The sequence below is a fragment of the Winogradskyella litoriviva genome (assembly GCF_013249065.1).
In the GTDB taxonomy this organism is placed as follows: Bacteria; Bacteroidota; Bacteroidia; order Flavobacteriales; family Flavobacteriaceae; genus Winogradskyella; species Winogradskyella litoriviva.
Genome location: NZ_JABRWQ010000004.1, coordinates 304,743 through 316,768 on the forward strand (window position 1 = coordinate 304,743; position 12,026 = coordinate 316,768).

Annotated in this window: 9 protein-coding genes; 3 read left to right on the top strand and 6 right to left on the bottom strand. The window is 33.2% G+C overall.

Translation table 11 applies throughout. From position 1 onward, the window contains the following. Positions 1-9 precede the first annotated feature (9 nt). Positions 10-636 carry a TetR/AcrR family transcriptional regulator gene (locus tag HNV10_RS10315; RefSeq protein WP_173301270.1) on the bottom strand — a complete coding sequence of 209 codons (627 nt, stop codon included), beginning with the start codon at positions 634-636 and terminating at the stop codon, positions 10-12. A gap of 220 nt (positions 637-856) precedes the next feature. Here HNV10_RS10315 and HNV10_RS10320 point away from each other — a divergent pair, with 220 nt between their 5' ends. The 3 genes from HNV10_RS10320 (at position 857) to HNV10_RS10330 (ending at position 4,723) form a co-directional block, all read left to right on the top strand. After that, entirely contained in the window at positions 857-2,677 is a 1,821-nt protein-coding gene (locus HNV10_RS10320; protein WP_173301271.1) for a collagen-binding domain-containing protein, read from the top strand. Between the two features lie 273 nt (positions 2,678-2,950). Beyond that, entirely contained in the window at positions 2,951-3,955 is a 1,005-nt protein-coding gene (meaB, locus tag HNV10_RS10325) for a methylmalonyl Co-A mutase-associated GTPase MeaB (protein ID WP_173301272.1), read from the top strand. 15 nt (positions 3,956-3,970) lie between these two features. After that, positions 3,971-4,723, top strand: coding sequence for an acyl-[acyl-carrier-protein] thioesterase (locus HNV10_RS10330; protein ID WP_173301273.1), 753 nt, complete (start codon positions 3,971-3,973; stop codon positions 4,721-4,723). A gap of 134 nt (positions 4,724-4,857) precedes the next feature. Here the strand turns inward: HNV10_RS10330 and scpA are convergent, their stop codons facing one another. From scpA to HNV10_RS10355, 5 genes are read right to left on the bottom strand one after another with little or no spacing between them, the layout of a single operon-like run. Continuing rightward, entirely contained in the window at positions 4,858-6,990 is a 2,133-nt protein-coding gene (scpA, locus tag HNV10_RS10335; protein WP_173301274.1) for a methylmalonyl-CoA mutase, read from the bottom strand. Positions 6,991-6,995: 5 nt separating this feature from the next. Further along, positions 6,996-8,786: a methylmalonyl-CoA mutase family protein gene (locus tag HNV10_RS10340; RefSeq protein ID WP_173301275.1), complete on the bottom strand. Its 1,791-nt coding sequence runs from the start codon at positions 8,784-8,786 to the stop codon at positions 6,996-6,998. Between the two features lie 31 nt (positions 8,787-8,817). Then, positions 8,818-10,098: an acetyl-CoA hydrolase/transferase family protein gene (locus tag HNV10_RS10345; RefSeq protein ID WP_173301276.1), complete on the bottom strand. Its 1,281-nt coding sequence runs from the start codon at positions 10,096-10,098 to the stop codon at positions 8,818-8,820. A gap of 46 nt (positions 10,099-10,144) precedes the next feature. Then, a complete protein-coding gene (locus HNV10_RS10350) occupies positions 10,145-11,464 on the bottom strand; it encodes a sodium ion-translocating decarboxylase subunit beta (protein WP_206675995.1) in 1,320 nt (439 codons plus the stop codon). Between the two features lie 59 nt (positions 11,465-11,523). Then, positions 11,524-11,943 (bottom strand): biotin/lipoyl-containing protein, encoded by a 420-nt coding sequence (locus tag HNV10_RS10355; protein WP_173301277.1) that lies wholly within the window; start codon positions 11,941-11,943, stop codon positions 11,524-11,526. Between the last annotated feature and the right edge of the window lie 83 nt (positions 11,944-12,026).

The following is a 12,026-nucleotide window of genomic DNA, read 5'->3' on the forward strand; positions in this document are numbered from 1 at the left end:
TTCTCTTATTTATTTAGTCGTTGTTTTAATAAATTTTCGAAGTTCTTGATATTCGCTCATCCCTTTTTCAGTTAAATATGGTAACAGCAGATTCCACTGAATTTCTATACACGGTCGTTTGTTAACCTCATACTGTTCTGTTTTCATTGTTTGTTTTTGGGCTTGCCAAAACGTACTAATCATCCAAATGGTATAAATCACCTGATCGTAATCAATCGTTTGGGTTTCTGGCACCATTCTACCCGATTCAACATAGTAATCAATCAGTTTTCTAGCATCTTTAAAGCGTACTAAATTAGACGCTTCGTATTGTTTTGAAATGCTAGGATAAACCGTAGAAATGTGTACAATGTCTTTAAAGAAAAAGGCATAACGTTGTTGTAGATTATCAAATTTCTGCATCATTTCTTCAAAATGAAACAATGTGATGTACGTGTTCTCAGGAAGAATGTAATCTAAGGTTTCATCATACATTTCTGTATAAATCACCTTTAATAAAGCTTCCTTGTTTAGGTAATGATACCTTAAATTTCCTGCGCTAATTCCAAGTTTATCGGCTATTTGCTTCATAGAAACTACCGAAAATCCCAAAGTATTAAATAAAGAAATTGCTTCTGTTTTAATTTTATGTTTCATTATGATGGTAACGAATATAGAACATTATTACTATAATATAAAAATAATTAGTAAGCACTGACTAAATTAATTTCGTTTCTCATCCATATTATAAAAAAAACAGTCTAGTTTCCTTCCGTTCATCGAAAAATTAGGCTAAACGGACACTTTTCGATGAGTGACATTCTTTTTTAGTTTAAATTATTAATTTTGATATAATTAACCTACAAACCCAAATGTTATGGAAATAAAAAAACTACTATTTAGTTTAGTTATTGGTTGCTCCTATCTTAATGTTACAAGTTATTTAGAAGCCCAATCTAACCCTGTTAATCCAACAGAAGCTGCAACCAATTTTAATATTTTTACCTCTGGTGACGCCATTGCTATTAAGACAGAAACAGAAGGTTCTTGGGCTGTTGGTGGTGATTTCATTTTAGATGGTACAATAAATATTTTTGGTGGCGTAAATTATTATAATCAAGATACGCAACCTACAGCTCTAGTTGTAGCCGGAAAGATTAATTATAATTCTGGACAACTACAAATTCTGCAAAACAACTTTATTAAAATTGGAGATTTATCAACGAGTTCTATTTTTGAAGTTGATCAAAACAATGTGGTGAGCAATACTAGAATTACTGCAAACGGCGCAAATTACGATAGCACACCTAGAATTGCCCTTGCAACTCAGCAAACTGCAAATTCTATTGCAGAAGATCCTCAGGTAGATTTTAGTTCTGCTTTTGTAGAATTTATATCTATTTCAAATTATTTAGGCACGCTAACAACCAATACAACTTGGACTGCAAGTGAATTTAATTATGGTAAATTATGGATTGACTTAACACCAAATGAAACTAATGTTATCAATTTAACTGTTGCGGAATTTAATGCGTTGAGTGAAATTAAATTTAATAATCAAGTGCCATCAACAGATATCCCTTTTGTAATTAACATCACAGATAGTAATGATAGTAGCGAGGTTATTATAGATAGCTGGCCAAATATTGTTGGTAATCCCTTAAGTTATGCACCATACATATTAATTAATTTTCCTGATATTACATCTACCATCAACTATGTTGGAGGTGCTCAAGTTTACGGTACCATCTATGCGCCAGAAGCACGTTTTAATAACAGAAGTAATTTTAATATAGATGGTCAAATTATTGTTGAAAAGTTTGAACAAAACTCCGGAGAAGTTCATCCTTATATTTTTGATTCTACTATAGATATACCTGATGACTCTACACCTGTAGAAATTTGCGACGGTATAGACAATAATGGTGATGGTGTTATAGATGAAGGATTTGCTGACACAGATGGTGATGGTGTTGCCGACTGTATAGATAATTGTGTAGACTCTTACAATCCTAACCAAGTTGATGAAGATGGAAATGGTATTGGTGATGCTTGTGAGATTCAAGAAGCAGTAGAAATTTGTGATGGTATAGATAATAATGGTGATGGTGTTATAGATGAAGGTTTTACAGATACAGATGGCGATGGTATAGCAGATTGTATAGATAATTGCGTAGATACTCACAATCCTGACCAAGTTGATGAAGATGGAAATGGTATTGGTGATAGTTGTGAGGCTCAAGAATTAGAGTGGTTTTGTGATGGTGTAGATAATGATGGAGATGGCCTTATAGATGAAGGTTATACAGATACAGATGGCGATGGTGTTGCAGATTGTATAGATAATTGTCTTGAAACTTTTAATCCTGATCAGTTAGACGAAAACAATAATTATATTGGTGATGTTTGCGAAGGTTTTTTTGAAGATGCTGGTAGAGCTGCTCTCAGCTTAGAGCTTTACCCTGTTCCCTTTAAAGGTATTATAAATTTAAGTTATACTTCTAATATAGATACTACCGCTACAATAGAGATATTTGATATTCACGGTAGTTTACTAAAGACGGTGGATAATTTTGTAGATAAAAATGCGAATATTATAAAATTAGATTTAACTGATATTGAATTAGGAAGTCAGGTTTTATTTGTACGTTTTAAGACAAGTGAAGGTACCATTTACAAAAAGATAATTTCAAAATAATATTTGATTATTTTAATAAAAAATTAATGCTAAAAAAGCCAGATAAATTAAAAAATATCTGGCTTTTTTATAGGGTTAAAACATCGTATTTAGATTTGATAAAGCTTAATTTATGACGTTTTGAAGACTTAAATTTTCAACCTCTAGATTTATTGAGTTTCTTCATTATTTTATTGGCTTTTTAACAGGTAAAAACAGCCTAATTTTATGGTATTATAAGTATCTTTGTTAGGAGCCAAACCTTAAAAAAAATTCAGCTTTTTTATCTCAAAAATGAAAAACTACAAACCAAAAAATAGACTTAGTAAACAGGCATACATCGATGGTATTTTGCGTGGCGATCGGGTTATTTTATCTAGAGCCATAACCGTGATTGAAAGTAATCTAGACAGTGATAAAGTATTAGCCAAAGAAATTGTTCAACAAATATTGCCCAACTCCGGAAACTCTATCCGCATTGGAATTACAGGTGTTCCAGGTGTTGGTAAAAGCACCTTTATTGAAGCCTTTGGATTGTATTTAGTTAAAGAAGGCCATAAAGTTGCAATTTTATCGATAGACCCAAGTAGTCAACGATCTAAAGGCAGTATTTTAGGTGATAAAACCCGAATGGAAGAGTTAGCTAATCTCCAAGAAGCGTATATTAGACCTTCGGCATCTGGTGATACTTTAGGCGGTGTGGCGAACAAAACTGGAGAAACCATGTTACTATGCGAAGCTGCAGGCTATGATGTTATTTTAATTGAAACGGTAGGTGTTGGACAGTCGGAAACAGCGGTTCACGGTATGACAGATTTCTTTCTTTTATTGATGCTTGCAGGTGCTGGTGACGAATTGCAAGGTATTAAAAAAGGTATTATGGAAATGGCAGATATGCTGGTTATCAATAAAGCCGATGGCGATAATATTACCAAGAGTAAAATTGCCAAACGACAATACCAAAATGCCCTTCATATTTTTCCATTAGCAGAATCTGGCTGGAGTCCTGTAGTAAGAACCGCTTCTGCCATAAAAAACATAGGTATATCTAAAGTATGGGAAGAAATATTAAAGTATAAAGCGCATGTTGATGCCAATGGTTATTTTATAAAAAACAGAAACCATCAACAAATAAAATGGATGTACAATAATATTAATGAAGAACTAAAGCAGTTGTTTTACAATTCAAAAGATATTAAAAACGAACTTTCGAGATTAGAAAAAGATGTTATTGCAGCAGAAATTTCTCCTGTTAAAGCTGCTCAACAAATCATAGAGCAATTTAAAAAATCATTCTAGATAAAGCTATTCAAAATGACGTTTGATAATTTTTTTGAACAAGAATTTGAATTACGCTATTTTGAAATGAATGCATTAGGCCATGCTTCACCTGCAATTATGCTTGCCTTATTAGAAGAAACGGCCGCAGACCACTGTTATGTTATTGACTACAGTCTATTTGATTTATTAGAAGAAAATGTGGGTTGGGTATTAGTCTCTGGGGTTTTGCAAATGGAACGCTATCCACGTTATAAAGAAAAAATCACCATTAGAACATGGTTATCTCAATACTCCTCTATTAAAGGCTATAGAGAAAATATCATCTATGACGAACACCGCAATATTATAGGTCGAGCCAAAGGATTATGGGTTTTCTTTGATATAGACAAGCGGCGACCTAAACCCATTTTTAATTCCATTAAAGATAAATGGTCTTTTTATAATGCCGTTTCAATTGACCATAATATAAGGAAAAAACTAAATGTTGTAGAAGACGCTGATTATACCAATGTTTTTAAGGTTAACCGATTTGATACCGATACAAATAAACACGTAAATAATATTAGATATCTTCAATGGGTCATAGAATCTATACCCGAAGACATTGTAGACCATTATTATTTACATACTATAGATGGTCGTTTTATTGCTGAAGCGCAATATGGTGATACTGTTTTGTCTCAAACTAAAATATTAGCATCACCACATAAATTTCAACACACAATAAAAGTTGAAGGCAGTGATAAAGTCTGTGCATCTGCTATTACATATTGGAAGAAATATTAACTTTTAATTGAGTAGGCAATATTATCATTAACGCTATGGGATTAATGGGGAGTTATCATATTTCATTTTTAAACTAAAAAAAGCCCAAACAAGTTAATGTTTGAGCTTTTCTCCTAATATATCAACCAGGTACTCTAATCCTGCTCTAGATATTTCTCCATTATAGTTATAGCCGACTCTGAAATAACAGTACCAGGACCAAAAATGGCTGCTACTTTTCTTTCTAATAAATAATCATAGTCTTGTGCAGGAATAACGCCTCCTGCAAAAACCATAATATCTGGTCGTCCAAGTTTCTCCAATTCCCCAATTAATTGTGGAATTAAAGTTTTATGACCAGCCGCTAAACTTGATGCGCCAATAAAATGCACATCATTTTCTATTGCTTGTTTTGCCACCTCTTCTGGTGTTTGGAATAAGGATCCCATATCTACATCAAAGCCTAAATCTGCAAAACTAGATGCTACAACTTTTGCACCTCTATCGTGACCATCTTGTCCCATTTTTGCAATCATAACTCTAGGTCTACGACCTTCGATATCAGCAAACTTATCTGCTAATTGCTGTGCTTTTGCAAACGTACTATCGTTATCTACTTCTTTACCGTACACTCCACTTATTAATTTAGTATCAGCTTTATGTCTTCCGAAATGAACTTCTAAAGCATCAGATATTTCACCTAATGTTGCAAAATTTTCCGCAGCTTCAACCGCTAATTCCAATAAATTACCTTCACCACCTCCTGCACAATCTTCTAAAGCTTTTAAGTTAGCTGCTACAACCTCAGAATTACGCTCAGCTTTCATTTTGTTTAAACGTTCTATTTGAGAATTTCTAACCACGGTATTATCAACCTCTAAAATTTCAATATTAGATTCTTCCGTAGTTTTAAACTTGTTTACACCAACTAAAATATCTTGACCAGAATCTAAACGCGCTTGTTTACGAGCAGACGCCTCTTCAATTCGTAATTTAGGAACACCAGTTTCAATAGCTTTTGCCATGCCACCAAGTTCTTCTACTTCTTCAATTAGTTTCCAAGCTTTCTTTGCTATTTCTTGAGTTAAGTATTCTACATAGTAAGAACCAGCCCATGGATCCACAGATTTTGTCATCTGCGTTTCATCTTGAATAAATATTTGTGTATTACGTGCAATTCTGGCAGAGAAATCTGTAGGTAAAGCAATTGCTTCATCTAAAGCATTGGTGTGCAATGATTGCGTACCACCTAACGTTGCAGCCATAGCCTCAATACAGGTACGCGCTACGTTATTAAATGGATCTTGCTCACTTAAACTCCAACCAGATGTTTGGCTATGCGTACGCAATGCCATTGATTTTGGGTTCTTTGGATTGAATGATTTTATGATTTTTGCCCAAAGCATACGTGCTGCACGCATTTTGGCAATTTCCATAAAGTGGTTCATTCCTACAGCCCAGAAAAATGATAGTCTTGGTGCAAATTCATCAATTTTTAAACCAGATTTTAAACCAGTTCTAATGTATTCCATACCATCAGCTAAGGTATAAGCTAATTCAATATCAGCGGTTGCACCAGCTTCTTGCATATGGTATCCACTAATAGAAATAGAATTAAACTTCGGCATATTTTTAGTGGTATAATCAAAAATATCACCAATAATTCTCATAGATGGTAATGGTGGATAGATATACGTGTTACGCACCATAAATTCCTTAAGAATATCATTTTGAATTGTACCAGAAAGTTTATCTAAAGCAACGCCTTGTTTTTTTGCTGCGGCTATATAAAAGGCCATAATTGGTAATACGGCACCATTCATTGTCATAGACACTGACATTTTATCTAGTGGAATTTGATCGAACAAAATTTCCATATCTAAAATAGAATCTATGGCTACACCAGCTTTACCAACATCACCAGTAACACGAGGGTGATCAGAATCATAACCTCTATGTGTAGCTAAATCGAATGCTACAGAAAGCCCTTTTTGTCCAGCAGCTAAGTTTCTTCTGTAAAATGCATTAGACTCTTCTGCAGTTGAAAAACCAGCATATTGTCTAATAGTCCAAGGTCGCATTGCATACATAGCACTGTATGGTCCTCTTAAAAATGGAGGTACACCAGCTGAAAAACTTAAGTGTTCTGCAGTAGCAATATCATCTTTTGAAAAATGTTTTTTAACAGGAATGCCTTCAGGCGTATTCCAAACGTCTTTGTTATTTTTGGGTTCAACTGTTTGCTTTACAGTTGAATTTAATTTTATATCTGAAAAATCGGGTTGCATACGTCTTAAGATTTAATGGTTTGTTGAACTTTACTTTGAATGCTAGAGATTGTTGCAATAACATCTGATCTCATATTAACACATCCATCTAATCCAGCTTCGGTTAATTCGTCCATATTTGTTGGTGCACCAGCAATTAGTAAAACTTTAGTGCTATTTAAAGCTCTGAAGGTTTTAATAAATGTCAATGCTGTTTCGTTGTAATCATCATCTGAGCTACACATTACAACAACGTCTGACTCTGATTTTGCACTTAACTCTGCGGCTTTTTCAGCACTTTCAAAACTTTTTTCTTGCAGTACGTTATAACCACTAACACCTATAAAATCATAAGCAAAAGCGGCTCTGGCTTTACGCATGGTTAAGTTACCATAACTAGCCAATTCAACTATTGGACGTTTGTTAGTAGTTGAAACAAACTCCTCTGTTTTTCTTCTAATCGCTTCAATTTCTAAAGATGCTCTTCTAGGTGTTAACACTTTAGGATTTGTTGATTCGCCTTTAGAAAGTAAACTCGCCTCTACAGTTTCCATTAGGTTAGGATATTTATTAATACCCACCATAGGTGTTCTACGTTGACTGATTAGTTTTAGTTTCTGTAAACGAATTTCTGCAATTTGTTGTTGAATGGTTTCGTTTTCAAATGCTTTATAAAATCCGCCTTTAGCTTCAATAGATTTAAATAGCTCTAATGCTTTTTCGGCAATTTTAGAACTCACTTCTTCTATGTAATAAGAACCATCAACTGGATTTGAGACCTTTCCAAAATAAGATTCTTCTTTTAGAATGGTGGTAATATTACCTGCTATTCTATTAGAAAAATCCGAAGCACTTTTAAACTCTTTATCATAAGGATCTATTAAAACACCATCTACATTACCCAAAATAGCTGACATTGCTTCTGTGGTACAACGTAACAAATTGGTTTCGGCATCTGTAATCGATTTGCTCCAGATAGATGTTTTAGCCGTTATAGTCTTGTTATAATCTGTAATACCATATTTGGCAATAACTTCAGCTAAGAGACTATTAAAGGCTCTAAACTTCCCTATTTCAACAAAATATTCTAATCCTATAGCTAAAAGAAAGTTTAAGTTGTTAAATATCTCTTGAACTGCAACACCTTTTTCTTTTAGTTTTTCCGTTAAGAATACCAATGAATTTAATGTATATGCAATTTCTTGTACTTGGTTAGCACCAGAATCTAAATATTCAGTTCCTGAAATAGTTAGTACTTTGAACTTAGGAAAATCTTTAGTTAGTTTAATTACTTCTATAATCAACTCAACTTGGTTGTCATCAAAAGTCCCTGTTGTTACATAGTTTGAAATAACACTTGTATTAAGGTACCCTTTTAGATCCTTACCTTGTGCAAAAGCCACCAAGTCTTTAGTGAAATCAATGGTATTATTGTAAATATCAAAAGCAACCGTAATTTGGTTTAAATCAATATCTTTTAAAAGTTCTGCAACAGGAACTGTATCTAATAATTGAAAAATTAATCCTGAAATACCTTCTTCAATGGCTTTTTTAGCCAAATCATTGCCTGTTTCTGCACAACACACTGGTACTTTACGGTAATTCACTAATGTTTGAGAATTTTCACCTGTATTTTTAAGTTGTGTAATCTTGCTTTCACTATTGTAACATGGCTGAATATTGATGCCATTTAGGTTTTTCCAAACCAATTTTTTATTAAAATCAGCACCTTTTAAATCGGCTGTCACTCTTTCCATCCACTGTTCTGTTGAAACAGGTGGAAATTCAGAAAATAGTGGTTTGTTTTTGTTATTCATAATAATTACTATTATTCAAATTTATATTACATTAAAAACTACTTCCAAATCTTTCAAAAATAGCTTTATCTAATTCTTCTCTACTATCTGGATGTGCAATATCTCTTAATGACTCTGCACGTTCTCTTAAACTTTTACCAAATAATTCTGCAATACCATATTCTGTAGCTACATATCTGGCATGTGCTCTAGTGGTTACAACACCTGCTCCAGGTTTTAACGAAGGTACAATTTTTGAAACACCTTTTAAAGTTCTAGATGTAATGGCAATAATTGGTTTACCGCCTTTAGATAAAGCAGCACCACGCATAAAGTCCATTTGACCACCAACACCAGAAAACATTCGAGTACCAATAGAATCCGCACAAACTTGTCCGGTAAAATCTATTTCTATTGCTGAGTTAATTGCTGTTACTTTAGGGTTTTGACGAATTATAGATGTGTCATTTACATAGGCAATATCGTTCATTTCAATTTCTGGATTATCATCCATAAAATCATATAAACGACGTGTACCCATCGCAAAACCAGAAATTATTTTATGAGGATTTACTTTTTTATGTGCACCATTTACAATGCCTTTTTCTACTAGATCTACGATACCTTCGGAAAACATTTCTGTATGAACACCTAAGTTCTTATGATTTGTTAAATATGTTAATACGGCATTAGGAATACCACCAATTCCCATTTGAAGCGTTGCGCCATCTTCTATAATACCAGCGATATTTTTTCCAATAGCTTGTTCCTCTTTTGATGGCGGTACAAATTTCATTTCATATATCTCTTCATCCACTAAAACGCAGGCATCAAATTTATTTAGATGAACTAAGGCATCTCCAAACGTACGAGGCATTTTTGGATTAATTTGTGCTATGATTTTTTTGCCTTTTTCGATTCCGGCAATTATAATATCAACAGACACACCTAAAGAACAAAAACCATGCTTATCTGGAGGTGATACGTTTACTAAAACCACATCTACATCCATATAACCTTCTCGGAATAAACTTGGGATATCACTTAAGAAAATTGGAATATAATCTACAGTATTACCTACCATTTTTCTAACATTTCCGCCTATAAAAAATGCTTTAGTATGAAAGCTATCTTTTAAATCTGGATTTGTATAACCACTTTCACCTTCGGTATGTAAATGTACTATTTCAACATTTTTTAATTCAGGTGCTCTACCTACCATAGCTTTTATTAAAGTTTGTGGTGTGGCAGAACCGCCTTGAATTAATACACGATCTCCAGATTCTATTAGTTTAACAGCTTCATTTGCTGTCATTATATTTGGTATTTTCATAATGTAAAATTTAGTATTTTGTTTATTCTTAATGATATTTAAAACATTAACCTAAAAAACTTAAAATAATACCTGCAGCAATTGCAGAGCCAATAACACCAGAAACATTTGGTGCCATAGCATGCATTAATAAGAAGTTTGATGGGTCTGATTTTAAACCTTCATGGTGCACTACTCTAGCACTATCTGGTACGGCTGATACTCCTGCTGCACCAATTAATGGATTTATTTTATTATCGCCTTTTAAGAATAGATTCATGAATTTAGCAAATAATAAACCTCCACAAGTTGCAATAACAAATGAGATAGCACCAAGTCCAAAGATTAACATAGAATCTTTGGTAATAAAAATATCGGCTTGTGTAGACGCTCCCACTGTTACCCCTAATAAAATAGTAACTATATCAATTAATTTTGTTCTAGCTGTATCTGCTAAACGTTCTGTTCTACCAGATTCTTTTAATAAATTACCAAAGAATAACATTCCTAATAATGGTAATGCACTTGGTGATATAAACAAGGTTAAGATAAGCGCAACCACAGGGAAAATCATTTTTTCTTTTTGCGTTACCGCTCTAGGTGGCTTCATTTTTATCTTTCTATCCTTTTTAGAAATCAATAAACGCATAAGTGGTGGTTGAATAACTGGTACCAATGCCATGTAAGAATAAGCAGCAATAGCAATAGGGCCAATTAAATTTTTAACTGTTGTGCCATCTGGTAATATGTTAATTCCGTTAGCTAATTTAGAGGATAAGAATATGGCTGTTGGTCCATCTGCTCCACCAATAATCCCAATAGCTCCAGCCTCTTGAAGGTTAAATCCTAAGTATAAAGCTCCTAAAAAGGTAGCAAATACACCAATTTGCGCTGCTCCACCTAAAAGCATTAATTTAGGATTAGCAATAAGAGATGAAAAATCAGTCATGGCACCAATTCCTAAGAAAATAAGCGGTGGATACACCCCTTTTACCACTCCAAAATAGAGGTAATTTAAAACAGAACCCGTTTCATAAATACCTGTTTGGTTACCAGCTACAAAAGGAATATTTCCTAGTATAACACCTGTACCTATTGGGATTAGTAATAAGGGTTCGTAATCGTATTTTATCCCTAAATAGATAAAAACGATACCTATAAATATCATAATTATATTACCTGAACTTGTATTTGCAAATCCGGTATAACTGTAAAACGATTTTATGCCTTCTACGGCTTCATCGATAATACTATCGCCTTCTGTAATATCAACTTGTTCCGCAATTACAGTAGAATTACTAGACGTTGTATTTGCGCCTAAGCCAAGTACTGGTCTGATAAAAACAAGCAATGAGATCGCACTAAATATTATAATTAGTTTCTTCATTTTTAATTTAAAATAATGATTAGTTTTCTTTATTGAATAAGCTTAAATTGAATACAATTTTATTCTAATTCTATTAATAAAGCATCTTGTAACACTTGCTCACCTACTTGAACCTTTATAGAAGTAACAACTCCAGATTTTTCAGCAATAATATTGTTCTCCATTTTCATGGCTTCTAACACTAATAGTAAATCGTTTTCTTTAATAGTATCTCCTACTTTTACATTAAGCGAAAGAATAGTACCTGGAATTGGTGCTACAATTTTTGTTTTTGTCGATTTTGGGTCTACTTTTAAAGGTACAGCTGGTTGTTTTGAAGCTGCACGTACTAAGGTTGGTGTTTTGGTCTTTTTAACGTCTGCTTTTAGGATAACGTCATAGGTTGTTCCATTAACTTCTAAATTAATCACATTGTCTTCGTGTGATTTTATATTAACCGTATATCCGTTTTCGTTAACTTTGAATTTATAACTTTTCATGTGTTATTATTTATTTTGTTTTTATGATTATATGCTGTTCTACTTTAATTTTTTCTTTAATATCTGAAATCTAGAACAAGCTT